A 25,559-nucleotide genomic window follows, 5' to 3' on the forward strand; every position below is an offset into this window, starting at 1 on the left:
GCTGGAGATACTCATGAGTCAAATGATTAAGCGAAACGGATTACAGGTTGCCAACGTGCTCGCCGAGTACGTCGACAATGAGGCGCTTTCGGGCGTCGGCATTGAAAGCGACACCTTCTGGAAAGGTTTCGATGCCCTCGTTCACGACCTCGCGCCGAAGAACCGCGCGTTGCTTGCCGAGCGCGACCGGCTGCAGACGGAACTGGATAAATGGCATCGCGCGAATCCTGGGCCAGTGCGCGATTTGAAGGCGTATCGCGGGTTTCTGGAAGGCATTGGTTATATCGTGCCGGCAAGTTCGGCCGTGAAGGCGACCACGCAGAATATCGATACGGAAATCGCCACGCAGGCCGGCCCGCAACTCGTCGTGCCGCTTTCGAACCAGCGTTATGCGCTCAACGCGGCGAACGCGCGCTGGGGCAGTTTGTACGACGCGCTCTATGGCACCGACGCCATTCCCGACACCAACGGCGCTGAGCGCACCGCGCAATTCAACCCGGCTCGCGGCGCAGCGGTCATTGCGCGCGCACGTGCCTTTCTTGACGAATCCGCGCCGCTCGCAAACGGCTCGCATGCCGACGCCGCCGCGTATCGTGTGGAAGGCGGCAAGCTCGCCGTCACGCTGAAAAACGGTTCGTCGGCGTTGAAGTTTCCTGAACAGTTCATCGGCTTCCAGGGCGAAGCAAGCGCGCCTTCCGCCGTCCTGCTCAAGCACCACGGCCTGCACTTCGAGATCCAGATCGACGCGGCGGATTCCATTGGCAAGACCGACGCCGCGCATGTGAAGGACGTGCTGATGGAAGCGGCTGTATCGACGATCATCGATTGCGAGGATTCGGTCGCTGCCGTCGACGCCGCAGATAAAGTCCAGCTCTACCGCAACTGGACCGGCCTCATGAAAGGCGACCTCGCCGAGGACGTCACGAAGAACGGCAAGACCTTCACGCGCCGCCTGAACGCGGATCGCGAATACACCGCGCCCGATGGTTCCACGGTCAAGCTGCATGGCCGCTCGCTGCTGTTCATTCGCAACGTCGGGCACCTGATGACCAATCCGGCCGTTGTCGATCGCGATGGCCACGAGATTCCCGAGGGCATTCTCGACGCCGTGATGACGTCGCTTGGCGCCCTGCATGATCTGAAAAACAAGCTCAATTCGCGCACGGGATCGATTTACATCGTCAAGCCCAAGATGCACGGACCGGCTGAAGTCGCCTTCTCCGATGAGCTTTTTGGCCGTGTCGAAGATCTGCTTGGCTTGCCGCGATACACCATCAAGATGGGCATCATGGACGAGGAACGGCGCACGAGCGTCAACCTGCAGGCATGCATCGCAGCGGCATCGGCGCGCGTGGCGTTCATCAACACGGGCTTTCTCGATCGCACCGGCGACGAAATGCACAGCGCCATGGAAGCCGGTCCCATGATGCGAAAAGGCGACATGAAAACGTCGGCATGGATCACGGCGTATGAGCGCAACAACGTGCTCGCGGGGTTGAGTTCGGGCTTGCGTGGGCGCGCCCAGATTGGCAAGGGCATGTGGGCGATGCCCGACCTCATGCACGCCATGCTCGAGCAGAAGATTGCGCATCCGAAGGCCGGCGCGAACACGGCGTGGGTGCCTTCGCCGACCGCAGCTACGCTGCACGCGCTGCATTACCATCAAGTCGACGTCCAGGCCGTGCAGCAAGAGCTGGAGAAGACCGGGTACGACAGCGCGCGCGATGCGATGCTCGACGGGCTGCTGACGATTCCGGTCGTTGAAAAGGCCCAGTGGTCCGATACCGAGATTCGCCAGGAAATCGAGAACAACGCGCAAGGGATTCTGGGGTACGTGGTGCGCTGGGTGGACCAGGGCGTGGGATGTTCGAAGGTGCCGGATATCCACGATATCGGCCTGATGGAAGACCGCGCAACGCTGCGGATCTCGAGCCAGCATATTGCGAACTGGCTGTATCACGGGGTGGTTTCGGAGGCGCTGGTGAACGAGACGTTCGAGCGCATGGCCAAGGTGGTGGACGCGCAGAACGAAGGCGATCCGTATTACCAGCCGATGGCCGGGCACTTCGAAACGTCGCTGGCTTTCAAGGCGGCGAAGGCGCTGGTGTTTGAAGGGCGCGCGCAGCCGAGCGGTTATACGGAACCGTTGTTGCACAAGTTCCGGTTGGAAGTGAAGGCGTTGCGTGGGTAAAAATTTGCCTTGAGACCTCGCTGATATACAATTGAAAAACGTATATCTAGCGAGGTCGTCATGCAAGTGTCGAAGTGGGGAAATAGCCTGGCAATCCGTCTGCCTGCCATGGTGGTGGAGGCCCTTGAGCTTCATGAAGGTGACGACATCGAAATCATCGTTGCAGGCGCCCGTCAATTCCAGATCAAGAAGAAACCGACTGCCCGCGAGCTGCTCGATCGATTGCGGCAATATCGCGGTCGCTTACCGGCCGACTTTATCTTTAGCCGCGACGACGCCAATCGCAATGACTAAAGTCTTTCTGGACAGCAATATTGTTCTGTATCTTCTTTCCAGCGATACAACCAAGGCAAATCGCGCTGAAGGTTTGGTGGCGGAAGGTGGTTTTATAAGCGTCCAGGTGCTCAACGAGGTTGCGAATGTGACGCGTCGCAAGTTGAGCATGTCGTGGGATGAGACGAACGACGTACTGGATGCGATCCGCGCTGCTTGCATAACGGAACCGCTTACTGTGGAAGCGCATGACTTCGGTCGGCGTATATCTGAACGCTACGGGTTGTCGGTATATGACTCGATGATCGTAGCGGCCGCGCTTCTCGCCGGATGCACCGTGCTGTATTCGGAGGACATGCAACACGGACTGGTAGTCGATGGGACATTGCGGATTGTTAATCCGTTCGCGGCGAGCCCATGAGTCGACGTGGCCATACTTTTCTCGTTATTGATCAACCACTGACCTGATGATTTTTTCTGGATACAGGGTTTGCAGCAGAGTTCTCTCCACAAGGGGCTGGCACGATCGCGCGAGTTTGCTATAATCCGCGACTTGCTGGAGAGATGGATGAGCGGTTTAAGTCGCACGCCTGGAAAGCGTGTTTAGGGTCAAACCTAACCGGGGTTCGAATCCCCGTCTCTCCGCCAGAATACGTTTCACATAATCGAGCAACACCCAAACCCGCATCGAGCCTCTTGCCGACGCGGTTTTTTGCGTTTCGGCGGCCTCACGGATGCCGGATGTAATCCACCAGCGCCCGCGTATAAGCATCCGGTTTCCGGTCAAACACACTCACGACCAAAGCCACCAAAAACCCCGCCGGGACACCAAACACGCCTGAACTAATCGATTCGATCCCGAACCACCTCGCACCCGAAAATCCCGTGATGTGCGTGAAATACGGATATGTCGAAACGATGTAATAAACACACACTCCGAGCCCCGCCAGCATCCCGCAAACCGCACCGAGCTTGGTCGTGCGTTTCCAGAACACGCCCAGCACCAGCACCGGAAACAGCCCGGAAGCCGCCAGCGAAAACGCGGCGCCCACCAAGAACAGAATATTCCCCGTATTCAGCGAAGCCACATAAGAAGCAAACAACGCAACGCCAAGCAACAATATCTTCGATATCGTCACCCTTCTCTGACTGCTCGCGCTCTTGTCGACCATGCAGTAATACACATCGTGCGAAAGCGCATTCGCGATCGTCAGCAGCAAACCATCAGCCGTGGAAAGCGCCGCGGCCAATGCCCCCGCCGCAATCAACCCCGACATCACATATGGCAAGCCCGCAATCTCCGGCGCGGCGAGCACGACCATATCCGGCTGCATCTGAATGCCGGCCCAGCGCACAATGCCATCGCCATTCACATCGCTGATCCGGATCAGATACGGCTCGACCTTGCGCCATTGCATGACCCACGTAGGCAGATCCGCGAACTTGTGTCCAACAATGCCCGTAAGCATTTCATACTTGATCAGGACCGCGAGAACGGGCACGGTGACATAGAACAACGCGACAAAAAACAGCGTCCAGCCAACGGAACGCCGCGCCGACGCAACCGACGTCGTCGTGTTATAGCGCGTCAGGATATGCGGCAAACTCGCCGTGCCAAGCGAGAGACACAGCAACAAGGACAAAAAATTGCGCCGATGCAACCGCGCGTTTTCATCGTCCGAAGGAGGGAACGCCTGGGCCGCGGGAACCGGTGGCGCGGCGCGCTCCAGCATGGCGTCGCGCTCGCGCGCCCATCGAATGCCAGCGTCGGCCGCATCCTTGGGAAACGAAGCCAGTTCCCGCTCGCGCTCGCTGATATCGCGCAACGGACCGTTGCGCCGGCGCAGTTCCGTTATTTCGTCGGTAAGACGGGCCTGTTCCGTATGAAACGACGCCGGCAGTTGATCGATCTGCGCCTGAATCTGCTGCGCTTGCCGCCTGTAGTCGTCGCGGACCTTGGCTTCCTCGGGCGAGTTTGCGATCCGACGCTCAAGTGATTCAACGCGCTCAAGCAGGTGTCCATATGAAAGTTGCGGCAGCCAGCCGAGCCCTTCGCGATGCGCGATCATCGAAACGGGAATCAGCATGGCGCTGATCAAGATGATGTACTGCGCGACTTGCGTCCACGTCACGGCGCGCATGCCGCCAAGGAACGAGCACACAAGAATGCCCGCAAGCCCGCAGAAAATCCCGATGGCGAAATCAATGCCGATAAACCGCGACGCGATCAGCCCGATGCCCTGAATCTGCGCGACCAGATAAACGAACGAACACAAGATGGCCGCGAACGCCGCAATGCCGCGCACGAGGTTGCTGGAAAAGCGCGTGCCGAGGAAATCGGGGATGGTGTAGCGCGCGAGCTTGCGCACATATGGCGCGAGCAGGAACGCGACGAGGCAATAGCCGCCGGTCCAGCCCATCATGTACGCCAGGCCGTCGTAACCAGTTGCATAGATGGAACCGGCCAGCCCGATAAACGACGCCGCCGACAACCAGTCCGCAGCCGTCGCCATGCCGTTGAACGCCGACGGCACGCGCCGCCCCGCGACGTAATACTCGACAAGATCCGACGTGCGCGATAACAAACCAATCACGGCGTACACGGCGATCGGCACGAACAGAAACACATAGCCAATCCACATGCCCGGTCCGGTCACGCGCTCGATGCGCGTCATCACGTAAATGAACGCGAAGAAACCGAGCGTGTAGAGCGCGTAGGCGCGGATCAGGCGATGGTTGAGCTTCATTGAAGGATCATGGCGTCGATGCAACCGGCGTTTGCGCCAAAGCCGCGAGCGTGCGCCGCAGACGTGCATCGGCGAGTTGCATCAGCACGATATACACGACAATCAACGCCACATACACGAGGATCGCGCCTTGCGCGCCGAAGTAGAACGGCAGCGGAAAACCGGCGAACCGCACGTTCGCCAGGCGCGCCGCCATCAGCGGGACGCCGAACGAGACCACGAAGCCAATCAGCATCAGCACCGATATCAACGCGAGGTTTGTCCGCCAGTACACCCGATGCGCGCACGCCATTTCCGCCGTCACGGGCGGCGGCTGCGGGAGACTCACGGACGGTGGCGTCGAAGGCATGTGCTTATCTACCAAATGCTTGGAAAAGCGGCAATCGGGATCGACATTATTCGTGGCGGCGAACTACAAAAGTGGATACAAAAACGGCTCCCTGAAAAAGGGAGCCGCTCGTTCAAAACAGATAGTACTCGAAGAAACTCAATGCGCTTCGCCGAGTTGATCGAGGATCGCGGGGTTCTCCAGGGTCGATACGTCCTGCGTTATCTCCTCGTCCTTCGCGAGCGAGCGCAGCAAACGCCGCATGATCTTTCCCGAACGTGTCTTTGGAAGATTTTCGCCGAAACGAATGTCCTTCGGTTTTGCGATCGGACCAATTTCCTTCGCGACCCAGGCGCGCAATTCGTTTGCGATCTTCTTGGCTTCGTCGCCTTCCGGACGCGAGCGTTTCAGCACGACAAACGCGCATACTGCTTCGCCGGTTGTATCGTCGGGACGGCCCACCACGGCCGCTTCCGCAACAATGGGGTTCGATACGAGCGCCGACTCGATCTCCATGGTTCCAAGCCGGTGACCGGAGACGTTCAGCACGTCGTCTATACGGCCCATGATCGTGAAGTAGCCTGTTTCCTTGTCGCGCACGGCGCCGTCGCCAGCGAGGTACAGCGTCCCGCCAAGCTCTTCCGGGAAGTAGCTCTTCTTGAAGCGATCGGGGTCTCCCCACACCGTGCGCAGCGCCGACGGCCACGGCCGCTTGATCACCAGAATTCCGCCCTGTCCGTTTGGCACGTCCTGACCGGTTTCATCCACGACAGCGGCCATGATGCCCGGCAGCGGCAACGTGCATGAACCCGGTACGAGCGGCGTTGCGCCCGGCAGCGGCGTGATCATGTGGCCACCGGTTTCGGTCTGCCACCAGGTATCGACAATAGGACATTGCCCGCCGCCCACGTTCTCGTGATACCACATCCACGCTTCGGGATTGATCGGCTCGCCGACGGTGCCGAGAATGCGCAGCGTCGACAGATCGAAGCTTTTCGGATGAACCTTCGCGTCGGCTTCCGCAGCTTTGATCAGCGAGCGGATCGCGGTCGGCGCGGTGTAGAAGATCGTGACCTTGTGCCGGGCGATCATGTCCCAGAAGCGTCCTGCATTCGGGTACGTGGGCACGCCTTCGAACACGATCTGCGTCGCGCCTATCGCGGTTGGTCCGTATGCAATGTAGCTATGCCCGGTGATCCAGCCGATGTCCGCCGTGCACCAGAAGATGTCGTCGGGCTTCGCGTCAAAGGTCCACTTCATGGTCTGCGCCGCCCACAGCAGCAGACCGCCCGTGCTGTGCTGCACGCCCTTCGGCTTGCCTGTTGAGCCGGACGTGTAAAGGATGAAAAGCGGATGTTCGGCGCTGACCCATTCCGGTTCGCACGTGTCGGATTCATGCTCGACAAGCTCATGCATCCACACGTCGCGCCCTTCGTGCCATTGCGTCTTGCCGCCCGTGCGCCTGTACACGATCACGCTTTTCACCGCTTCGCAGCCGCCGGCGGCGATGGCTTCGTCGGCGATGTTCTTGAGCGGCAATGCCTTGCCGCCGCGCATCTGTTCGTCGGCGGTGATGAGCGCAACCGCGCCCACGTCGACAAGCCGTTCGTTGAGCGACTTCGACGAGAACCCGCCGAAGACCACCGAGTGCGTGGCGCCAATACGCGCGCACGCCTGCATGGCGACGACGCCTTCTATGGACATCGGCATGTAGATGACCACGCGATCGCCCTTCTTCACGCCGCGCTTTTTCAGCGCATTGGCGAAGCGGCTTACGCGCTGCAGCAAGTCCTGGTACGTGACGTTGGTGACCGTGCCGTCGTCGGCCTCGAAAATGATTGCGCGCTTCTCGCCGTTGCCCGCTTCCACATGCCGGTCGATGCAGTTGTACGACGCGTTGATCTCGCCGTCCTCGAACCACTTGAAGAACGGCGCATTGGATTCGTCGAGGACGGTCTCGAACGGCTTGTGCCAGCTCAGCGTTTCACGCGCGAGCCGCGCCCAGAAGCCTTCGTAATCGCGCTCGGCCTCGGACGTCAAGGCCTTGTAAGCGTCCATGCCGGAAATCGCGGCGCCTTCGGACGCTTTGGCCGATGGCGGGAAAATACGGCGTTCCTGAAGTACGGATTCAATCGCGGACATCGACAACCCCTTCTTTGATGGTGAATCTGAAAATCACGGCGCGGGAGCCGGGGCTCCATTCTTAGCCGCTGTGTTTGTACGGCATACGTCGTATGAACGTATGCCGCGTCTCCGGTACATGCATATGGTTGCTGCCCGCATGGCCTTCGATGCGGCGCAGCATGCTCGCTCAAACGCGCCATGAATGCCTCATTGGCGAAGATAAGCCGCGCGGCTTACCCGCTACTTACGCAATGCGCTCAAAGCCCACGGGGTATACACGTAGTCGCCGGCGCTTTTACAATGCGTGGCTAGCCGCACCCATGCAATGATGCCCTTTGCAAGCGGGCGCCGCCATACCAATGCGCCCCAACGACGCGCCAGATCACTTCCGTGAGCATGTTAACTGAACTCGTTGTCCGGGTTCCAGCTTGAACCGTTACGCGCTCTACCTTGTCGCGGCCGCGCCGCCGATGATCTCGTAAGCATCCGGTCGGGGTTGACCCGCAAACCGGTTACATCATCGCGCTACAATGTCGAACTTTGTGGATTTCGCGTCCGCCCTTCGCGCACGTCCACGCCGATGTCTTACTCATCCGACCATTCCGTCCACGAACCGGCACCGCTTATGTCCGCATCCCCGAACATCCCCGGCACCCGTGCGCCCCGGCATCCGATGAAGCCGCTACCCGTCGTCATTTTCATGAGCCGCTGGCTTCAGGTGCCGCTGTATCTCGGCCTGATCGTGGCGCAAGCGGTGTATGTGGTGCTGTTCCTGAAAGAAGTCTGGCATCTCGTCACGCACATGACGACGCTCGATGAAACCAACATCATGCTGGTCGTGCTCGGCCTGATCGACGTGGTGATGATCTCGAACCTGCTGATCATGGTGATCGTGGGCGGCTATGAGACGTTCGTCTCACGGCTCGGCGTAGAAGGTCATCCGGACCAGCCCGAGTGGCTCGATCACGTGAATGCCGGCGTGCTAAAGGTAAAGCTTTCCATGGCGCTGATCAGCATTTCGTCCATTCACTTGCTGAAAACGTTCATCAACCCGGACCAGTATTCGGCGCACGCGGTGATGTGGCAAGTGCTGATCCATATAGCGTTCCTCGCGTCGGCGCTGATCATGGCGTGGGTCGACCGCCTGACCACGCATACGCATCCAGTGCACTTTCATGAGGCGCCAGCAACGCCCGCCGCGACGCACGACTAACACGCGTGGCAGCACAATCAGGCGCTGGTCAAAGCGCCGCTGAAAGCACCCCGGCATCACGATAAAATCCACAAAAAAGTTCTAACACAGCCCGTCCCCACACGTTCAAGCCATGACTATCATCAAGCAGGAAGATCTGATTCAGAGCATCGCGGATTCGCTGCAGCACATCAGCTTTTACCATCCGCTCGACTACATCCAGGCACTCGGCCGCGCGTACGAGCTCGAAGAGAGTCCGGCCGCGAAGGACGCCATCGCGCAGATCCTGACGAACAGCCGCATGTGCGCCGAAGGCCACCGGCCGATCTGCCAGGACACGGGCATCGTCACGGTGTTCGTGAAGGTTGGCATGGACGTCCGATGGGACGGCGCCACCATGAGCGTCACCGACATGATCAACGAAGGCGTGCGCCGCGGTTACCTGAATCCGGACAACGTGCTGCGCGCGTCCATCGTGAGCCCGCCCGAAGGCGCGCGCAAGAATACGAAGGACAACACGCCGGCCGTGATCCACTACGAGATCGTTCCCGGCGACAAGGTCGACGTCCAGATTGCGGCGAAAGGCGGCGGCTCGGAGAACAAGACGAAGTTCGCGATGCTGAATCCGTCTGATTCCATCGTCGACTGGGTGCTGAAAACCGTCCCGCTGATGGGCGCGGGCTGGTGTCCCCCCGGCATGCTGGGGATCGGCATTGGCGGCACAGCCGAGAAGGCGATGGTCATGGCGAAGGAATCGCTCATGGACGCCATCGACATTCAGGATGTTATTGCGCGTGGCCCGAAGGACTGGATCGAAGAATTGCGCGTGGAGCTGCACGAGAAGGTGAATGCGCTGGGTATCGGCGCACAGGGACTTGGCGGCCTCGCGACCGTGCTCGACGTGAAGATCATGGCCGCGCCGACGCACGCCGCATCCAAGCCGATCGCGATCATTCCAAACTGCGCCGCGACGCGTCACGCGCATTTCACGCTGGACGGCTCGGGTGTCGCCAGGCTCGAAGTGCCTTCGCTCGATGCATGGCCGAAGGTCGAATGGGTCGCGAACACGGAAACCAGCCAGCGCGTGGACCTGAACACGCTGACGAAGGAACAGGTCGCCGCGTGGAAACCGGGCCAGACGCTGCTGCTCTCCGGCAAGATGCTGACCGGCCGGGACGCGGCGCACAAGCGCATTGCCGACATGCTCGCCAAGGGCGAAAAGCTGCCGGTGGACTTCACGAACCGCGTGATCTATTACGTCGGCCCGGTCGACCCCGTGCGTGAAGAAGTCGTCGGCCCAGCGGGTCCGACCACCGCCACGCGCATGGACAAGTTCACCGACATGATGTTGTCGCAGACCGGCCTGATCTCGATGATCGGCAAGGCCGAGCGCGGCCCGGGCGCCATCGAGGCAATCAAGAAGCACAAGGCGGCCTACATGATGGCGGTGGGCGGCGCGGCGTATCTGGTATCGAAGGCGATTCGCGGCGCGAAGGTCATCGCATTCGAAGACCTTGGCATGGAAGCCATTTACGAGTTCGACGTGCAGGATATGCCGGTCACGGTCGCCGTCGATTCAACCGGGACTTCCGTACATCAGACGGGACCCAAAGAATGGCAGGCAAAAATAGGTAAAATTCCAGTTGCAACGGCGTAGAGGGTTTAAACTCCTACTCCAGTAATGCGAAGCGAAAAAGAGCCGGGCCTTGTGCCCGGCTCTTGCATTTTGAGGACGCTCTGAAGAGAACTGTTGTCATTCTCATTTCACTTCGCCAACGAACATAAACCGCCGCAATCCAGCGGGAAAAACCCATTTTCATATTGGCTTTTTAAACTTGAGCAGTTATGTTTGAAAAGCTATAACGCCACGCAAGGAACCACGATGAAAGGCGACGTAAAAGCGATCGAGTATCTGAACCAGCAGTTGAAGAACGAACTGACGGCAATCAACCAGTACTTTCTTCACGCCCGCATGTACAAGCATTGGGGCCTGGAGAAGCTCGGCAAGCATGAATACGACGAATCCATTGGCGAGATGAAGCACGCCGACTGGCTGATCCAGCGTATTTTCATGCTCGACGGCTTGCCCAACCTGCAAGACCTGCACAAGCTGCTGATTGGTGAAGAGACGCTCGAAATCCTGCAGTGCGATTTGAAGCTGGAACAGATTTCGCAAAGCACGTGCAAGGAAGCCATCGCTTATTGCGAATCGGTGCGCGATTTCATCTCGCGCGAAATCTTCGTGAAAATTCTCGATGACACGGAAGAACATATCGACTGGCTGGAAACGCAGATCGATCTGGTCGCGAAGGTCGGCATCCAGAACTATCAACAGACCATGATGGGCGAAAACGAGTAATCGAACAGCCGCAATGCCTCTAGAAGCCACTCGCTCTTCTTCTCAGGCGGCCGGCCTGGCGCTCGGCGCGAACTCGCCTGTAGGCATTTTCGATTCGGGCCTCGGCGGTTTGTCGGTGTTGCGCGCCGTGCGCGCAGCTTTACCGGACGAGCGGCTGATCTACGTCGCGGATTCACTGTACGCACCATACGGCGAGCGCGACGACGACTTTATCGCCGACCGGACGCTGGCTATCGGTGAATGGCTGATTGCACAGGGCGCCAAGGCGCTTGTCGTAGCGTGCAATACGGCGACGGCGCAGTCCATCGCGCAGGCTCGCGAGCGGATGTCCGTTCCCATGATCGGCGTGGAACCGGGCATCAAGCCCGCCGCGCTGATGTCGCAAACCCGCGTGGCCGGCGTGCTGGCCACCGCCGTCACCTTGCGCAGCGCGCGCTTCCAGGCGCTGGCCGAACGTCATGCAACGGATTGCCGCTTTATCCTTCAGCCGGGACATGGGCTCGTTCAGGCGGTGGAACGCTGCGATATCGACTCGCCCGAACTGATCGAACTGCTCAGAAGCTACATCCAGCCAATGCTCGACGCCAACGCCGACACGCTCGTGCTCGGCTGCACCCACTACCCTTTCCTCGACAAGGCGATCCGTTCCATTGCGGGCGACAGGCTTGCGTTGATCGACACGAGCGTTGCGATTGCGCGGCAACTGGAACGGCAACTGGACCTGCACGGCCTGCGTGCGGCACCTTCGCACGCGGCGGAATTGCCGCGCTTTTGCTCGACCAGCGACGGCCAGATGCAGCAACAACTGGTGGCGTCGCTGCTTGGTCTCAATGTACACGTCGAGCGCGTCGTCATTCCATCGCGCCGTACGTTGACGCTGGAATCCTGAGCGCTCAAACGCGGCATGGAGCCACATCGGCCGTCAAAAATCCCTATCTGGCTAAATAAAACCCTTTCGCAGATGCGGATTCAGCGCGCATCCTGCTTGGCACGCCTTACCCAGCATGGCGTCGCGTCCCGCCCCTTATTTCTGCGCATCTTGCGTCCAAAAAAACCAACGCTCCCTATTGCCAACGTTCGCATAAGGAATGATAATAATTCGCATTAACGTTAGCTATCGTGGTTGCCACATGATCGTCTGTGTTTGCAAGTCAGTATCGGACAGAAAGATTCGCGCTTCCATTGCCGACGGCGCTGCTACTTTTGATGAACTGCAATTCGAGCTTGGTGTCGCGATGTGCTGCGGCAAATGCGAAGAAAGTGTACGCGACGTGATGCTGGAAAGCGGATGCGCGTCGCATTGCGGCATGCGCGGCGATCAGCATCAGGCCGTCCCGCTCACGTTCTACGAACGCAAGGCCGCCTGAAGCTGCCCGAAGCGCTGCGAGTCCTCAAAGACCGGCAGATTTCATACGTTTGAAAGCGCCACAATGCACGGCTGCAAGCTGTGAAGCGTGGATCATGTGCAACACCGGAGTTTTCCGCTCGCAAGCCAGGTCACATCAAGCCAGCACGCCAACCCCCATTCAAGGAGGGAACGATGGAACTGCTGATCGGTTTTGTGGCCACGCTGTTTATTTCTCTGCTCATCTTCCGAAAATGAAGTCCTCCAGTCATACATGCTGCATGGGCTTTCGCTGTTCGCACGGCATCACCGCCGTGCAACCACGCTGATATGCCGTCTCCATCATTTACCCCGGGCGGGGCTGCGACGCTCGGTGCGCCGGGCCCTGGTCCGTCGGACAATTCCGTCAATCCTCGCGTTGTCGCAGCGACTGTTGCTGTCGTGGGGATCCACGTCGGCCTGCTCGCAATCGCCCTGACGATGCGCAACGAGCCGCCGCCGCGTCCCATCGAATCGAAGACGATCACCGCCGAACTGATCAGCTCCGCGCCGCCGCAACCCGTCGCCGCGCCCGCAGCCATTCAGTCGACGCCCGTTCCTCCGCCGCCGAAACCGGTTCCACCGAAGCCGACGCCCAAACCGAAGCCGACAGTCCAGCCGCACGTAAAAGCCGCGCCGACGCCGTTGCCCGAAACCACGGCGCCGTCGACCATTGCAGCCGCTGCGCCGGAAGAAACGCCTGCTGCGCCCGCGCCGCCGGCTCCCGCAGCGCCGCCGCCCGCCGCACCGGCTATCGGCCGTCCGACGATGGCGCTCAACGCGCCAAAGGACGTTGCGCATCTCGATTGCAACATTGCTATGCCGGAATATCCGGCGCTGGCGCGGCGCAGAGGCGAATCCGGCACGGCCGTGGTGAAGTTTGTCGTCGGGCTGACAGGAAAGATCGAGAATATCGAGCTGAAGAAGAGCAGCGGTTCGTCGCGGCTCGATGACGCCGCGCTCGACGCCATGCGCGCAAGCGCCTGCAAGCCCTACAAGGAAAACGGCGAGGCGATCCGCGCCGCCTATTCCCAGCCGTTCGTCTTCGGGCTGAACGACTGACGCGAACGCATGCCGGCAAAAACCAAGAATTCGACCTAATTTTTAGATATCTACAGGAACTGCAATGCAAAGCTATGGTTTGGCCCACGTCTGGGCGCAAGGGGATTTTGTAACGCGGGGCATCGCGCTCGCGCTGGCGATCATGTCGGTGCTGTCATGGACCGTGATCGTGGTGAAAGGTCTGAACGTGCTGCGCCTGAAACGCCTGACCAAGAACGCGGAACAAGCGTTCTGGCACTCGGATGATTTCGCCGATGGCATCAAGAAACTGAGCAACCAGTCGTCCAACGCGCAGGACAACCCGTTCCTCGCCCTCGCCCTTTCCGGCCAGGACGCCGCCGATCACCATCACCAGACGCAACCGCACTTGCACGACCGCATGGATGTCTCGGACTGGATCACGCGCTGCCTGAAAGACACCATGGACGAAGGCGTCGGCCGGATGCAGGCGGGTCTTGCCGTGCTGGCGTCGATTGGCAGTACTGCGCCGTTCGTCGGCTTGTTCGGCACGGTGTGGGGAATTTATCACGCACTTCTGACCATCGGCGCCACGGGGCAGACGTCCATCGACCAGGTTGCGGGACCGGTTGGCGAATCGCTGATCATGACGGCGTTCGGCCTGTTCGTCGCGATTCCAGCCGTGCTTGGCTACAACGCGCTGACGCGCTGGAACAAGTCGATCGTGACGAAGCTGAACCGCTTTGCACACGGCCTGCATGCGTTCTTCGTGACGGGTACGAAGCTCGCGTCGAGCAAGCGCGGCGACGGCCTGCGCCTGGCCACGCATCAGGCGTCGAGCGCCCCGTCGGGCGTCAAGCCTGCGTCGCGTGTGAGCTAAGGGGAAGTCGTCATGGCCATGAGCCCTTTCTCCAGCGACGAAGATGACGGCATGATGAGCGAGATCAACATGACGCCGCTGGTCGACGTCATGCTCGTTCTGCTGATCATTTTTCTCGTCACGATTCCCGCGATCAATCACGCGGTGAAAATCGATTTGCCGAAGGCGAGCAGCCAGCCGCAGGACACCAAGCCGGCGCATGTGGACGTGGCCGTGGAAGCGGACGGCACAGTGCTCTGGAACGACCAGAAAGTCGACGATAACGCGCTCCAGGCTCGCATAGCGGATGCATCGAAACAGACGCCGCAGCCGGAACTGCGTTTGCGCGCGGATCGCAAGGTGCCGTATGAACGCGTCGCCGACGTGATGTCGGCTGCGCAAGGCGGCGGGTTATCGAAGATCGGGTTCGTGACCGAGCCCAAGGCGGGCGCGAAGTAGTTCGAATGCTGCAAAGCTACAAAGTAAAAGGCCTTCATCGCAATGATGAAGGCCTTTTTTTGTGTGCGCGCGGCACATTCGGGCTAGCGGTTACTTTGGGGCCGAGTAGCCCGAACCCGCGGCATCGCCACATGCGACAGCCGTGCTCGACACGGACAGCGCGATTAGCCCTATCAGGCCTACTATAAAAGCGGCCGTGAGTTTTCGCATAAGCAGCTCCTTAGCGAAGAGATTTCACTATAGTGCCGCGCCAAAGCAGGTTCAAGCGCGCGCCGATTGAATCTCTGCATCGCAAGCGCGCGCTTCAATGTCAGAAACTTGCGCGGGCGTCACGATTAGTCAAACTGTTTCGTGAGCAGCTTCAACCGGAAGAGGACATTCTCCAGGAAAGCGCTCGCCGTCATTGATCGACTCCACCAGAAAGTCCACGAACGCGCGGATTGCTGGAACCATTCCCTGGCGCGACAGGAACACGGCGTAAAGCTGCGGCGCCGGAAAAGTCCAGCCTGGCATGACAGGCGACATCTGGCCGGTCCGAAGCGCCGCGCCATATAACATCTCGGGCAACGCGGCAATGCCCACGCCGCGCATCACGGCCTCGCGGATCATGCCCAGATCCGCCGTGACGAGGCGCGGCTCGTGTTCGAACTCGTGCCGCGTGCCATCGGGCGCGATCATGCGGTAGACATGGCGGCCATCGCTGGACGGGACGTCGATGGTGTCGAACTGAGCCAGTTCGGAAGGCACGAGCGGCGGCGCGTTCGGCTTGAGCAGCGACGGCGCCGCGACCAGCATCTGCTCGGTTCGCCATAACGGCCGCGCAACGATAGTGGAGTTGACCGGCGGTTCTGAACGCACGCGCAAGGCGACATCGACGGGATCTTCGAACAGATCGATCACCCGATTCGTCACGCTCATGACGACGCGGACTTCGGGGTATCGATGCAGGAAATCCGGAATCACCGCCGACAAAAACGTCTGCGCAATCGTCACGGGCACGCTCACGCGCACGCTGCCGCGAGGCGAATCCCGCAAGCTGTGGACAATATCGACGGCTGCTTGCGCCTCGGCGAGCATGCCCTTGCAATGTTGATAGAAAAGCTGGCCGGCTTCGGTCAGCGCGAGTTTCCGGGTGGATCGCTGCATCAACCGCACGCCAAGCGATGTTTCGAGTTCCGACACACGCCGCGACAAACGCGACTTCGAAATGCCCAGCACGCGCTCGGCGGCCGAGAATCCGCCGTGCTCGACCACGTATGAGAAGTACATCAGGTCATTGAGGTCGTGCGAGTCAGGTTTCATGCGGGCAGGCGGATGGTTGTTTCAGTGGTGGGACAATCCATTGCGGATGGACGGCTTTTTCCCCGGAATCCGGTCCATATAATAGCTCCATGTCTTGAATTTGGCGCTAATCACCGGATTGCGCCCATTCCTGTATCAGCTAACACGAGGACGAAAATGGACACCACACGCAGTATCGAACGCACGATCCCGGCGCTCCGCACGGTGGAGGGCGGCGGTTTTGTCGTGCACCGGCCGTTTCCCACGCGGTTGCTGATGGACTTCGATCCGTTTCTGCTTCTGGACGAAATGGGGCCAGTCGATTACGCGCCGGGCGAGGCCAAAGGCGCGCCCGACCATCCGCATCGCGGGTTCGAGACCGTCACCTATGTGCTCGAAGGCGAGTTCGGTCACAAGGATTCCGCGGGCCATTCGGGCACGCTGCGTCAAGGCGACGTGCAATGGATGACGGCTGGATCCGGCGTCGTTCACAGCGAAATGCCCGATCCGGAATTCACGCGCACGGGTGGCCGCGTGCATGGACTGCAGCTTTGGGTAAATCTGCCGAAGCGCGACAAGATGATTCCGCCGCACTATCAGGAGATTGCATCGGCGAGCATTCCGGTGGCCGTAAGCGAAGACGGGCGCGTGCGCGTAAAGGTTATCGCGGGTGAAGCGCTGGGCGTGAAAGCGGCTATAGAAACACGCACGCCGATTCTTTATCAGCATTTCTCGCTGCAGCCGGGCGCGTCGGTCGTGCAGCCGGTGCCGCGCGACTTCCGGGTGTTCGGTTATGCCTTGTCGGGCGATGGCTTCTACGGCTCCAATAAACAGCCTGTCAAGGCGCGGCAAATGATCGTCTTCGCGGACGACGGCGAGACTGTCACTTTCAGCGCCGGCGATGAACCGCTCGAATTGCTGTTGCTCGGCGGCGTGCCGCTGAAGGAGCCGGTCGTGCGCTATGGTCCTTTCGTGATGAACACGGAAGACGAGATTCGCCAGGCCGTGGTGGACTTCCAGGCGGGACGGATGGGCACGATCAACCATTAGCTGGACCTGGCACTGGCGGCGTCCGTTTCACCGGCGCGGCACGAAAGACACTATTTGCGTCACAATAGTCTTTCGTGCCGCGCCATTTTATTGTCTGAAATTGTCAGACGCCGCCCCGTTTCAATTTTCCGGAGTACCGCATGTCCGAAAAGTTTGTGTCGCCGGTTGTCAGCGCCAGCATCGGCGCCAAGGATTTTCAGGTCGTCCTGAGCGACGGCAAGCATGAATGGCGTGGCGATGAACCCGAATCACATGGCGGCGCCGATACCGGGCCGACGCCTCACGGTCTGTTGCTTTCGAGCTTGGGCGCATGCACGTCGATCACGTTGAAAATGTATGCGAAGCACAAAGGATGGCCGCTGGAAGATGTTCACGTCACGCTCACGTACCAGTCCACGCCGCCGGAAGCCACGGTGATCGACCGCCAGATCCAGTTGACGGGCGAACTCGACAGCACTCAGCGGGAACGCCTTTTGCAAATTGCGAACGCATGTCCCGTGCACAAGATTCTCTCCGGGTCGATCGCGATCAATTCCGGGCTCACGCCCGTTTGAACCCGCTATCGATGCGCTTAACGATCATCTCAAGGAAACCGTCGTTTTGAATTTCGAACATCTCATCCAGATCAACGACCCGCTCAACCCGTTTGTGGAAGCCATGACGCGCGAACAGGTCTGGCAAGGGCTCGTGCTGCGCGCAGAACAGCCGCAACTGTTCGTGATCGGCCTGGACCGATGCGCGATCCTGTCGCGCGAAGGCGATGTGATCGAACGCGAGTTGCACTACGGCCAGGCGCGCGTGCGCGACCGCGTGACGCTGATTCCCGAAAGCAGCGTGCGCTATGACATTTTGCCGACGCCTGAGTACGTGGGCGGGTCGCTCACCATGGCGATAGAACAGCCGGACGAGCTTCAGCTATTCCTGCGCTTCACCTACGCGACCACCCTGCCCGTCGCCGACGATCCGAACGCGAGCCCCGACGCCCTGCAAACACAGGAGATCGTGAAGTCGGCGTACAGGGAAGCGGATATCGATACGGTCAGGCTGATTCGCCAGTTCGCTCATGGCAGCAAACTGGAAGGGCCGCTGCACTGAAGGCTGACGCGTTTCGATAGAACATTGCTGGAAAGCCTATGGCTATCGAAATGTAAAATCGATGAAGACATCGTTGTTGCAAATAAGAATGGTTATCATTAAGATTACTCCATCGACTCAACGAACGGACTTCTCGACATGACCGACATCCTGCGCTCCAACACGCTTCGGCTGCGCCGCCCGGTTGAACGGTCCGCCGCGGCGAGCATCGGACGGCCGCGTACCGCTGCAGTGACTACGGCGCGTCCGGCGACAACCGCATCCACGGAAACCGGCGAGCGCACGTTGCGCAGCGACACGCTGCTGCAAGGTCAAAGTCACATCAGCATCATGCATAACGGCGAGACCTATCAGCTACGCGCCACGCGCCTGGGCAAGCTGATTCTCACGAAGTAACGCGCGTAACACGCATTCATCAGGACAGGATTTCAGTACCGGGTATTGTGGGGACCACCTCTTCGAGAGGTGTTTGGCAATAGCCAGCCATGACGGCTTGCACGCGAGAATTTAGACCCCTTCGTGCAAACACCAGCCAGTCGTCGATAGCCAGCGAAGCCGCTTTTTTTGGTTCCCAGCGAGTGCTTGCGAAAGCACGGTTGATAAAGCAAAAAGCACGTTTTCTCATCGAAAACGTGCTTTTTTTATTTGAACCCGTACAAGCGTTACGGCTTTCGATCAGACGTTTTCGATCCCCAACGCCGCAATGCCCGCCTTCGCCACCGCCGCATCCTGATCCGACTTCACGCCGGAAACGCCGACCGCGCCAACCAGATCCGCGCCAACCATGATCGGCACGCCGCCTTCGAGCATTGCGGTCATCGGCGCACTCAGGAACGCGACGCGGCCCTGCTTGATCATGTCTTCATAGAGCTTCGTTTCACGCCGGCCGACTGCCGCCGTGCGCGCCTTGCCTGTCGCCATTTCGGCCGTGCTTGCGCCCGCGCCGTCAAGCCGGTGAAGATGCAGCAGGTGGCCGCCTTCATCGACAATGGCAATCGTCACATTCCACTTGTTCGCCAGCGCATGTGCTTCGGCGGCTGCGGCGATGATTTTCACGTCATCATCGGTCAATGCGGGTTTGGTTCTCATTGGGTCACCTTTGTAGTTGTGGTCGCGAATAGATACAGGTTACCGCGAGAAGCCCCAGAACATCAGGTACCAGGCGCTATCGACGACAGCCAGCGCCGCGATGAACCACAGCATCGCGGCAACGCCACGCGACATTACGCGACCGGGAACGTATCGTCCGATCACATGCCACGCGAGCCACGCGCTCCATAAATTGGCGACGCCAAGCAATCCCAGGCGCACGCCGGGCACCCACCAGAGCGGCAACTGCTCCGCGCGCAGCAGTGAAACCGTGGTCGCCGACAGCCCCAGGAACACGCCCACGCCCGCAATAGGAATCAGCGCCTGCGTCAAATGATGCAGCCTTGCGAACTCGAAGCGGCCGAGCATGCGCGTGCCGGCCGCGAGCAAACCCAGCAGCACGGTGCCATAAACCAGTCCGGTCACGACGATGTATCCAATCACCATCGTGCCATCGAGCCACGAAAAGACGTCGTTTTGCTCGGGGTAATGCGTAAAGAGGAACCACGGCGCGTTGGTGTCGAGCGGCCACAGGATGTTGTGATCGATCAGCCAGCTCGCGAAAATCTGCTTCAAATCGACGAACCAGGTGCTCACGGTCCAGTGAAATGCGCCAATCGCAATGCCCAGCAAACCGTACAACACCAGCGCCGTGTCCCACGGGTTGGTTCGTTTATCGCCAAGTTTGACGATCTCGGACGAAGGCGAGCGCCACGTGAGCGCGATTGCATCGCGGTGACCGCTGCAACGGCCGCACATATGACAGTCCGATGCGCCTTTCATGGCCCGCAGCGGCACGAGCGGCGCGCAATTCACCGGAATCACCCGATGCCCATGCTCGCCCTCTTTATACGATTTGCGCCACGCGTCCTCGTTGACCTTGTAATGAAACGGCGCCAGGCGCGCCAGCAACGAAAACACGCCATTGACCGGGCACAGGTATTTGCACCAGACGCGCTTTTCCCGCCCATACAGCACGCCAATGATCATTGCGCCAAGCGTCGATCCGCCAAGCACCAGCAGGACGGCTTTCGGATACTGATAAACGCTGACCATCTGACCGTAGATGGTCGTGATGCCAAACGCGACAAACGGCCAGCCGCCCCAGCGCAACCAGCGCGGAATTGCCCAGCCTCGCCCGAATTTGCTTGCAAACTCGGTCAGCGCGCCCTCGGGACACAAAACGCCACACCACACGCGGCCGAGCATCACCATGGACAACAGCACGAACGGCCACCAGATACCCCAGAACACGAACTGAGCCGCGACCGTCAGGTTGTTCCAGATGTGCGCCGTATTGCCGGGCAACGGCATGACGGCAGGAACCAGAATCAGGAATGCATAGACCAGGACCACAACCCACTGAATTGCGCGGATTATGCTGCCGTGCTGTTGCATCCATTGCCCGGCTTGTTGAAGCCGGCCGGGCCGATTCATCACGTCGCTCATGCTGCGCGTCTCGCCGATTTCTGCGCCATGCGGTTTTTCGAACGGCGCAGCAGCAGGAAGATCACCGCCCAGTAAACCACGTATGCAATCAGGTTCATGCCGGCCGGATGTGCGCGATATCCGGTGAGCGTCGCGACCAGTGAACCAAACGTGCTGGAGTCATCGAGTAGCCAGGACGAGTTCCAGACCTGATTCACCACCACGGGCAGGATTTCCTTGTCGATAAGCTTGTCCACGCCTGTCTCGAACAGCCCGGCCGCGAGGAACAGCAACATGATTTCGGTCACGCGGAAAAACAGGCGCCACGAAAAAATCTTGCCGCCAAGCTGCAGCAGATAGAACGTGAAAAACGCGAGCGCAAGACCGATCACAACCGCGAGATATTGCATGGAATCGACGTGACCCGATTGCCCGAAGCCCAGGCCGTACAGGAAAATCACCGTCTCGCTGCCTTCGCGTGCAATGGCAAGCGCGACCAGCAGCGTCACGCCCCACCAGTTGGCGTCCTGCTTGCTTTTTTGCAGCGAGGCTTCCATATCGCGCTTCATTGAGCGGCCATGGTGTTTCATCCACAGCACCATCTGCACGATCAGCACGCATGCCACCAGAACCATTGCGGTCTGGAAATAGTCCTGCGCGTCGCCGGACAGCACTTCCGTGAAACCCACCAGCGCCGCGCCAAGCGCCACGGCGGCCAGCAAGCCGATCGCCACGCCCGCCCACAAATACGGGATGCCGCGCCGCGCCGCGGCGTCGCCGTTTTTCAGCCATGCATACAGGATGCCGACGACCAGCAGCGCCTCGACACTTTCCCGCCACACGATGAAAAGAACCTGACCCATTACCTTCTCTCCCGCTCTACCGAGCCGATGCAACTCTACTTCGCGACGATGACGCCTTGCGCCGACTGATGGAAATCGTCGAAGAACTTGTATTCGCCCTTGTCGAGCGGCGCGATCACGACAAAAGAATCGGCGCCCGGGGCGAGCACTTTTTCCTTGCGCAACTGAATCGATTCGAATTCCGCCGCGCCCTTGCCAATGTTGTGCACCTCGATCTTGATGCGCACGCCCGCCGGTACTTCGATACGCGCGGGATTCAGCTTGCCGTCATTCATTTCCAGCTTGAAAGTCGGAAGGTCGGCAGCTTGCGCCGAAGCAGCGCTGGCCAGCCAACCGGCAGTGATCGCGAGCGATGCGGCGATCAATCTGTATTTACGTGTCATGCATCCTTCCTGGCTGCGCTGTCCGGCGCTCGCTCGTCGCAACGTGCGCACATTACGCCGGACACCTGAGTCCAACTTGGTGACCGGTTTAGTAACCGCCCTTCTTGCCGATGCCGGCGAACGGAAAGTCATACTCGATCGTGTACGGCTTGAACCACGGACCCACGCCGGTTTCCTTGTCGACGTGGCGGCCAAACGCCATGTGGCCGGTTTGCATCGGCGGCGCGATGTTGAGTTTCAAATGATATTTGCCCGGACCGAAGAGCTTGACGTTGTCGCCGTAGTGCGGGCCGTCGTTCGCGACCATGGCCATCAGGTCGCCCTTGATGGTTTGCGTCGTGCCGACTTTCGTCAGTTCGTATGTGACTTGCAGGTAAGGCATCCAGTCGCCTTCGGCAAAGCCAGTCGGATTGTTCTTCACTGCATGGATGTCGGCCTCGAGGTGGACGTCCGAGTCCGACGCCTTGCGCATCATGCCTTCTGGTTCCATCGTGATCGGCTGCAGGTAAACCGCGCCGACTTCCATCCCGTTCTGGATGTTCTGCTTGCCGATCGGATATTCGGCAGCCGATGCCGACGCCATTGCCGCAAAAGCGGCTGCGGCTACCGAGCCGCATACCAAAGTTGAGACCTTCATCCACTACTCCTTGTTGTTATTGACCGGTGCGTCCGGTCCGACCCGATTGTTTGCCAACGCGCCAACATTAACCGCAAAAATTCCGAATGAGAATGCAATGTGAAAGCTTAATACGAACCATTCTCAATGATTGGGAAGTTTAGCATCGATTGGAGGGACGAACAATTCGATGAAGCGAAACAAAGCCTTGTCGCGACAAGGCTTTTGGCGTGATCTGACCTTGGTCCGCACATAAAAAACAGCGGGCTCTGGAAGCCCGCCGCCCGACCTTCCGCAGCCACAAAGGGCTCAGAGATGATCGCCTACGTTCGCGCCGAAAACACGCTGCCGCAATAGCGACAGTTGGTCGCGCGTCTGCGCCGCTTTCTCGAATTCGAGGTTTTTCGCGTGATCCATCATCTGTTTTTCCAGCCGCTTGATTTCCTTCGAAATCTGCTTTTCGGACATATCTTCAAACTTCGCACGTGTTTGTGCTTCCTTCAGCTCGGCACGCGCGTCGTCCACGTTGTAGACGCCATCAATGATGTCCTTGATCCGCTTCGTCACGCCGCGTGGCGTGATGCCTGCCGCGAGGTTGTGCGCTATCTGCTTCGTGCGCCGGCGCTCGGTCTCGCCGATGGCGCGTTTCATGGAATCCGTCATGTTGTCGGCATAGAGAATCGCCTTGCCGTTTACGTTCCGGGCCGCCCGGCCGATCGTCTGGATCAGCGAACGTTCGGCGCGCAGAAAGCCTTCCTTGTCGGCATCGAGAATCGCAACGAGCGAAACTTCCGGAATATCGAGCCCTTCCCGCAACAAGTTGATGCCGACCAGCACGTCGAACGAACCGAGACGCAGGTCGCGGATGATTTCCACGCGCTCGACAGTATCGATGTCGCTGTGCAGATAGCGTACTTTCACGCCGTGATCCGCCAGGAATTCGGTGAGCTGCTCGGCCATGCGCTTGGTCAGCACCGTCACCAGCACGCGCTCGTGCACCTTCACGCGCGCGTTGATCTCGCCGAGCACGTCGTCCACTTGCGAGCGCGCGGGACGCACCTCGATCTCCGGATCGACCAGACCCGTTGGCCGCACCAGTTGTTCGGCGACCTGTCCAGACGTGCGGTTTTCGTAGTCCGCGGGCGTCGCCGAGACGAACACGGCCTGACGCATCTTTCGTTCGAACTCGTTGAATTTCAGCGGCCGGTTATCCAGCGCCGACGGCATCCGGAACCCGTAGTCGACCAGATTCTCCTTGCGCGCCCGGTCGCCGTTGTACATGCCATTCAACTGACCGATCAGCACGTGCGACTCGTCCAGCAGCATCAGCGCGTCGGGCGGCAGGTAATCAACCAGCGTGGGCGGCGGTTCGCCGGGCGCGGCGCCCGAGAAATGCCGCGAATAATTCTCGATGCCTTTGCAGAAACCCAGTTCCTGCAGCATTTCGAGATCGAAGCGCGTGCGCTGTTCCAGCCGCTGCGCCTCCACCAGCTTGCCGTCCTTGTGGAAGAACTCTAAGCGCTCGCGCAGTTCGGCCTTGATTGTTTCTATGGCGCGCATCACCGTGTCGCGCGGCGTTACATAATGCGACGACGGATACACGGTAAAACGCGGAATCTTGTTGCGCACGCGGCCGGTGAGCGGATCGAAGAGTTGCATCGACTCGATTTCGTCGTCGAAAAGCTCTACGCGCACGGCCATTTCGGCGTGCTCGGCCGGGAAGATATCGATGGTGTCGCCGCGCACACGGAAACTGCCCCGCGAAAAATCCGCTTCGTTGCGGTTGTATTGCATGGCGATCAGCCGCGCGATGATGTCGCGCTGACCCATCTTGTCGCCCGTGCGCAACGTCAGAATCATCTTGTGATATTCCGACGGATTGCCGATACCGTAGATTGCGGAAACCGTCGCCACGATCACCACGTCGCGCCGTTCGAGCAGGCTTTTCGTCGCGGAAAGGCGCATTTGCTCGATATGCTCGTTGATCGACGAATCCTTCTCGATAAACAAATCTCGTTGCGGAACGTAGGCTTCCGGCTGGTAATAATCGTAGTAGGAAACAAAATATTCCACGGCATTGCGCGGAAAAAACTCGCGAAACTCCGCGTACAACTGCGCGGCGAGCGTTTTATTGGGCGCAAACACAATGGCCGGACGGCCCATGCGCGCGATCACGTTCGCCATGGTGAAAGTCTTGCCGGAACCCGTCACGCCGAGCAGCGTCTGAAATGACAGGCCGTCCTCGATCCCCTCGACGAGCGTCGCGATTGCCGTCGGCTGATCGCCCGCTGGCGGATACGGTTGATAAAGCTGGAATGGCGAACCCTCGAAAGTCACAAACTTCGACTCGTCGAGCGTTTCTGCGGCGTCTACTAGCGGGGTATCGGACATGAGGAAACGGTGCCTTTGGCCGAGAGCAAACCTCCATTCTAGCGGTTCGCGCTGGAGCGGGTTTGACGGCGGATCAGGGTTATTGGAGTGGTTCCGGGGATCGGTGGCGGTTTAGCGTTGATTAGCACGCGCTCGCCGGATGTTTTCCAGATGAGGCGGCAGCGCCAAAACGCAAGTGCTTGTTTTCGCGAATGAAAGCATTCCGACGCTCGTTTGATAATTCCGCCAGCCTCATATTGTTTGCCGTCGAAATTCGCGAATCCGACAGCCACAAAACTCGAAATTCATTCGTTTCTTCCGCCTCTTCTCACCGAAAAGCGCCGTTCAATTCGTTACAATGCCGAACTGGGGTTTTCATCGATGGAAAGGAGTTTTTTGTCAACTCCCCGCCGCGCGGTCGAACACAGCATGCCGCGACTTCCATCCC

At 59.5% G+C, this 25,559-nt stretch carries 25 protein-coding genes and 1 tRNA gene; 16 read left to right on the forward strand and 10 right to left on the reverse strand.

From position 1 onward, the window contains the following. The first annotated feature begins 13 nt into the window (after nt 1-13). The 4 genes from ACRWA7_RS27035 (at nt 14) to ACRWA7_RS27050 (ending at nt 3,112) form a co-directional block, all read left to right on the forward strand. On the forward strand, nt 14-2,191 hold the full coding sequence (locus tag ACRWA7_RS27035) for a malate synthase G (protein ID WP_438393408.1): 2,178 nt from the start codon (nt 14-16) through the stop codon (nt 2,189-2,191). A gap of 60 nt (nt 2,192-2,251) precedes the next feature. Next, nucleotides 2,252-2,485, forward strand: a complete 234-nt coding sequence (locus tag ACRWA7_RS27040) for an AbrB/MazE/SpoVT family DNA-binding domain-containing protein (RefSeq protein WP_438393409.1) — start codon at nt 2,252-2,254, stop codon at nt 2,483-2,485. Next, on the forward strand, nt 2,478-2,885 hold the full coding sequence (locus tag ACRWA7_RS27045; RefSeq protein WP_438393411.1) for a PIN domain-containing protein: 408 nt from the start codon (nt 2,478-2,480) through the stop codon (nt 2,883-2,885). Before ACRWA7_RS27040 ends, ACRWA7_RS27045 begins: the two co-directional genes overlap by 8 nt. A gap of 137 nt (nt 2,886-3,022) precedes the next feature. Next, nucleotides 3,023-3,112 (forward strand) — tRNA-Ser (locus ACRWA7_RS27050). An 80-nt stretch (nt 3,113-3,192) separates the two neighbouring features. Here the strand turns inward: ACRWA7_RS27050 and ACRWA7_RS27055 are convergent. From ACRWA7_RS27055 to acs, 3 genes are all read right to left on the reverse strand, one after another. Continuing rightward, complete coding sequence (locus tag ACRWA7_RS27055; RefSeq protein ID WP_438393412.1) at nt 3,193-5,211, reverse strand: sodium:solute symporter family protein; 2,019 nt, start codon at nt 5,209-5,211, stop codon at nt 3,193-3,195. A gap of 7 nt (nt 5,212-5,218) precedes the next feature. Further along, complete coding sequence (locus ACRWA7_RS27060; RefSeq protein WP_060819158.1) at nt 5,219-5,560, reverse strand: DUF4212 domain-containing protein; 342 nt, start codon at nt 5,558-5,560, stop codon at nt 5,219-5,221. Nucleotides 5,561-5,698: 138 nt separating this feature from the next. Beyond that, nucleotides 5,699-7,681 (reverse strand): acetate--CoA ligase, encoded by a 1,983-nt coding sequence (gene acs / locus ACRWA7_RS27065; protein WP_438393414.1) that lies wholly within the window; start codon nt 7,679-7,681, stop codon nt 5,699-5,701. Between the two features lie 607 nt (nt 7,682-8,288). Here acs and ACRWA7_RS27070 point away from each other — a divergent pair. From ACRWA7_RS27070 to ACRWA7_RS27105, 8 genes are all read left to right on the forward strand, one after another. Further along, on the forward strand, nt 8,289-8,876 hold the full coding sequence (locus ACRWA7_RS27070; protein ID WP_060819162.1) for a TIGR00645 family protein: 588 nt from the start codon (nt 8,289-8,291) through the stop codon (nt 8,874-8,876). 112 nt (nt 8,877-8,988) lie between these two features. Further along, a complete protein-coding gene (locus tag ACRWA7_RS27075; RefSeq protein WP_060819164.1) occupies nt 8,989-10,512 on the forward strand; it encodes a fumarate hydratase in 1,524 nt (507 codons plus the stop codon). 225 nt (nt 10,513-10,737) lie between these two features. Further along, on the forward strand, nt 10,738-11,214 hold the full coding sequence (gene bfr, locus ACRWA7_RS27080) for a bacterioferritin (protein WP_060819165.1): 477 nt from the start codon (nt 10,738-10,740) through the stop codon (nt 11,212-11,214). Between the two features lie 13 nt (nt 11,215-11,227). After that, complete coding sequence (gene murI / locus ACRWA7_RS27085; protein WP_438393416.1) at nt 11,228-12,103, forward strand: glutamate racemase; 876 nt, start codon at nt 11,228-11,230, stop codon at nt 12,101-12,103. Between the two features lie 241 nt (nt 12,104-12,344). Beyond that, a complete protein-coding gene (locus tag ACRWA7_RS27090) occupies nt 12,345-12,581 on the forward strand; it encodes a (2Fe-2S)-binding protein (protein WP_060819169.1) in 237 nt (78 codons plus the stop codon). Nucleotides 12,582-12,889: 308 nt separating this feature from the next. Beyond that, nucleotides 12,890-13,660 carry an energy transducer TonB gene (locus ACRWA7_RS27095; RefSeq protein ID WP_438393418.1) on the forward strand — a complete coding sequence of 257 codons (771 nt, stop codon included), beginning with the start codon at nt 12,890-12,892 and terminating at the stop codon, nt 13,658-13,660. 64 nt (nt 13,661-13,724) lie between these two features. After that, the gene (locus ACRWA7_RS27100; RefSeq protein WP_060819171.1) at nt 13,725-14,498 is read left to right on the forward strand and encodes a MotA/TolQ/ExbB proton channel family protein; all 774 of its coding nucleotides are present in this window, start codon (nt 13,725-13,727) and stop codon (nt 14,496-14,498) included. A 12-nt stretch (nt 14,499-14,510) separates the two neighbouring features. Further along, complete coding sequence (locus ACRWA7_RS27105; RefSeq protein WP_060819173.1) at nt 14,511-14,936, forward strand: ExbD/TolR family protein; 426 nt, start codon at nt 14,511-14,513, stop codon at nt 14,934-14,936. Nucleotides 14,937-15,275: 339 nt separating this feature from the next. Here ACRWA7_RS27105 and ACRWA7_RS27110 read toward each other — a convergent pair whose 3' ends face one another. After that, complete coding sequence (locus ACRWA7_RS27110; RefSeq protein WP_060819174.1) at nt 15,276-16,238, reverse strand: LysR substrate-binding domain-containing protein; 963 nt, start codon at nt 16,236-16,238, stop codon at nt 15,276-15,278. A gap of 156 nt (nt 16,239-16,394) precedes the next feature. On the opposite strand from ACRWA7_RS27110, the gene ACRWA7_RS27115 reads away from it, so the two are divergent. The 4 genes from ACRWA7_RS27115 (at nt 16,395) to hemP (ending at nt 18,758) form a co-directional block, all read left to right on the forward strand. Continuing rightward, the gene (locus ACRWA7_RS27115) at nt 16,395-17,267 is read left to right on the forward strand and encodes a pirin family protein (RefSeq protein ID WP_438393420.1); all 873 of its coding nucleotides are present in this window, start codon (nt 16,395-16,397) and stop codon (nt 17,265-17,267) included. Nucleotides 17,268-17,407: 140 nt separating this feature from the next. Then, complete coding sequence (locus tag ACRWA7_RS27120) at nt 17,408-17,821, forward strand: OsmC family protein (protein ID WP_438393422.1); 414 nt, start codon at nt 17,408-17,410, stop codon at nt 17,819-17,821. A gap of 46 nt (nt 17,822-17,867) precedes the next feature. Beyond that, nucleotides 17,868-18,362 carry an SRPBCC family protein gene (locus ACRWA7_RS27125; protein ID WP_438393423.1) on the forward strand — a complete coding sequence of 165 codons (495 nt, stop codon included), beginning with the start codon at nt 17,868-17,870 and terminating at the stop codon, nt 18,360-18,362. Between the two features lie 138 nt (nt 18,363-18,500). After that, on the forward strand, nt 18,501-18,758 hold the full coding sequence (gene hemP, locus ACRWA7_RS27130; RefSeq protein ID WP_060819181.1) for a hemin uptake protein HemP: 258 nt from the start codon (nt 18,501-18,503) through the stop codon (nt 18,756-18,758). 279 nt (nt 18,759-19,037) lie between these two features. Here the strand turns inward: hemP and ACRWA7_RS27135 are convergent, their stop codons facing one another. The 6 genes from ACRWA7_RS27135 to uvrB form a co-directional block, all read right to left on the reverse strand. Further along, nucleotides 19,038-19,451: a GlcG/HbpS family heme-binding protein gene (locus ACRWA7_RS27135; protein WP_060819183.1), complete on the reverse strand. Its 414-nt coding sequence runs from the start codon at nt 19,449-19,451 to the stop codon at nt 19,038-19,040. A 39-nt stretch (nt 19,452-19,490) separates the two neighbouring features. Next, a complete protein-coding gene (locus ACRWA7_RS27140; protein ID WP_208603269.1) occupies nt 19,491-20,900 on the reverse strand; it encodes a 4Fe-4S binding protein in 1,410 nt (469 codons plus the stop codon). Then, nucleotides 20,897-21,742, reverse strand: a complete 846-nt coding sequence (locus ACRWA7_RS27145) for an FTR1 family iron permease (protein ID WP_438393425.1) — start codon at nt 21,740-21,742, stop codon at nt 20,897-20,899. The genes ACRWA7_RS27140 and ACRWA7_RS27145 overlap by 4 nt, the downstream gene beginning before the upstream one ends. 35 nt (nt 21,743-21,777) lie before the next feature. Further along, on the reverse strand, nt 21,778-22,125 hold the full coding sequence (locus tag ACRWA7_RS27150) for a cupredoxin domain-containing protein (protein WP_060819187.1): 348 nt from the start codon (nt 22,123-22,125) through the stop codon (nt 21,778-21,780). Between the two features lie 88 nt (nt 22,126-22,213). Further along, nucleotides 22,214-22,762: an iron transporter gene (locus ACRWA7_RS27155; RefSeq protein ID WP_060819189.1), complete on the reverse strand. Its 549-nt coding sequence runs from the start codon at nt 22,760-22,762 to the stop codon at nt 22,214-22,216. Nucleotides 22,763-23,050: 288 nt separating this feature from the next. Continuing rightward, nucleotides 23,051-25,132 (reverse strand): excinuclease ABC subunit UvrB, encoded by a 2,082-nt coding sequence (uvrB, locus tag ACRWA7_RS27160; protein ID WP_060819190.1) that lies wholly within the window; start codon nt 25,130-25,132, stop codon nt 23,051-23,053. Nucleotides 25,133-25,559: the final 427 nt, after the last annotated feature.

The organism is Caballeronia sp. DA-9 (assembly GCF_051615025.1).
Taxonomy (GTDB): Bacteria; Pseudomonadota; Gammaproteobacteria; order Burkholderiales; family Burkholderiaceae; genus Caballeronia; species Caballeronia sordidicola.

Excerpts from the sequence above, each read along its gene's own strand:
- ACRWA7_RS27120 (WP_438393422.1), top strand. The coding sequence starts at position 17,408 with ATGTCCGAAAAGTTTGTGTCGCCGGTTGTCAGCGCCAGCATCGGCGCC.
- ACRWA7_RS27105 (WP_060819173.1), top strand. The coding sequence starts at position 14,511 with ATGGCCATGAGCCCTTTCTCCAGCGACGAAGATGACGGCATGATGAGC.
- ACRWA7_RS27150 (WP_060819187.1), bottom strand. The coding sequence starts at position 22,125 with ATGACACGTAAATACAGATTGATCGCCGCATCGCTCGCGATCACTGCC.
- murI (WP_438393416.1), top strand. The coding sequence starts at position 11,228 with ATGCCTCTAGAAGCCACTCGCTCTTCTTCTCAGGCGGCCGGCCTGGCG.
- ACRWA7_RS27095 (WP_438393418.1), top strand. The coding sequence starts at position 12,890 with ATGCCGTCTCCATCATTTACCCCGGGCGGGGCTGCGACGCTCGGTGCG.
- ACRWA7_RS27035 (WP_438393408.1), top strand. The coding sequence starts at position 14 with ATGAGTCAAATGATTAAGCGAAACGGATTACAGGTTGCCAACGTGCTC.
- ACRWA7_RS27060 (WP_060819158.1), bottom strand. The coding sequence starts at position 5,560 with ATGCCTTCGACGCCACCGTCCGTGAGTCTCCCGCAGCCGCCGCCCGTG.
- acs (WP_438393414.1), bottom strand. The coding sequence starts at position 7,681 with ATGTCCGCGATTGAATCCGTACTTCAGGAACGCCGTATTTTCCCGCCA.
- bfr (WP_060819165.1), top strand. The coding sequence starts at position 10,738 with ATGAAAGGCGACGTAAAAGCGATCGAGTATCTGAACCAGCAGTTGAAG.
- ACRWA7_RS27115 (WP_438393420.1), top strand. The coding sequence starts at position 16,395 with ATGGACACCACACGCAGTATCGAACGCACGATCCCGGCGCTCCGCACG.
- ACRWA7_RS27135 (WP_060819183.1), bottom strand. The coding sequence starts at position 19,451 with ATGAGAACCAAACCCGCATTGACCGATGATGACGTGAAAATCATCGCC.
- ACRWA7_RS27055 (WP_438393412.1), bottom strand. The coding sequence starts at position 5,211 with ATGAAGCTCAACCATCGCCTGATCCGCGCCTACGCGCTCTACACGCTC.
- ACRWA7_RS27100 (WP_060819171.1), top strand. The coding sequence starts at position 13,725 with ATGCAAAGCTATGGTTTGGCCCACGTCTGGGCGCAAGGGGATTTTGTA.
- ACRWA7_RS27040 (WP_438393409.1), top strand. The coding sequence starts at position 2,252 with ATGCAAGTGTCGAAGTGGGGAAATAGCCTGGCAATCCGTCTGCCTGCC.
- hemP (WP_060819181.1), top strand. The coding sequence starts at position 18,501 with ATGACCGACATCCTGCGCTCCAACACGCTTCGGCTGCGCCGCCCGGTT.
- uvrB (WP_060819190.1), bottom strand. The coding sequence starts at position 25,132 with ATGTCCGATACCCCGCTAGTAGACGCCGCAGAAACGCTCGACGAGTCG.
- ACRWA7_RS27070 (WP_060819162.1), top strand. The coding sequence starts at position 8,289 with ATGTCCGCATCCCCGAACATCCCCGGCACCCGTGCGCCCCGGCATCCG.
- ACRWA7_RS27045 (WP_438393411.1), top strand. The coding sequence starts at position 2,478 with ATGACTAAAGTCTTTCTGGACAGCAATATTGTTCTGTATCTTCTTTCC.
- ACRWA7_RS27140 (WP_208603269.1), bottom strand. The coding sequence starts at position 20,900 with ATGAGCGACGTGATGAATCGGCCCGGCCGGCTTCAACAAGCCGGGCAA.
- ACRWA7_RS27145 (WP_438393425.1), bottom strand. The coding sequence starts at position 21,742 with ATGGGTCAGGTTCTTTTCATCGTGTGGCGGGAAAGTGTCGAGGCGCTG.
- ACRWA7_RS27110 (WP_060819174.1), bottom strand. The coding sequence starts at position 16,238 with ATGAAACCTGACTCGCACGACCTCAATGACCTGATGTACTTCTCATAC.
- ACRWA7_RS27090 (WP_060819169.1), top strand. The coding sequence starts at position 12,345 with ATGATCGTCTGTGTTTGCAAGTCAGTATCGGACAGAAAGATTCGCGCT.
- ACRWA7_RS27075 (WP_060819164.1), top strand. The coding sequence starts at position 8,989 with ATGACTATCATCAAGCAGGAAGATCTGATTCAGAGCATCGCGGATTCG.
- ACRWA7_RS27155 (WP_060819189.1), bottom strand. The coding sequence starts at position 22,762 with ATGAAGGTCTCAACTTTGGTATGCGGCTCGGTAGCCGCAGCCGCTTTT.